Here is a 237-nt window from a genome sequence, read left to right on the forward strand (position 1 = left end):
CGCCTCCGGCAGCCGCTCCTGTTTATAACCCCTATTCTCCTGGTGCTCCAGTTGGTCCTGTTTGTCCTCCAGCAGCTGGAGTAGGTGCTGTACCTGCTACACCAGTAGGTCCAGTAGCACCTGTGTTACCTTGAACACCTTGAGGTCCAGTAGCTCCAGTAGCGCCCGTGTGACCTGTCTTACATCTAGCACCAGTAGCGAAGGTAGGCAAGGTAGAACACGAAACGCTAGTGGAGC

At 55.3% G+C, this 237-nt stretch carries 1 pseudogene; it reads right to left on the bottom strand.

Annotation, left to right across the window (positions count from 1 at the left end):
• Positions 1–31: 31 nt before the first annotated feature.
• Positions 32–237: pseudogene (locus tag JDS98_RS29880) on the bottom strand (hypothetical protein); the annotation flags it as partial.

Origin of the sequence: Bacillus cereus group sp. N11 (assembly GCF_016483605.1) — a bacterium.
Classification (GTDB): Bacteria; Bacillota; Bacilli; order Bacillales; family Bacillaceae_G; genus Bacillus_A; species Bacillus_A toyonensis.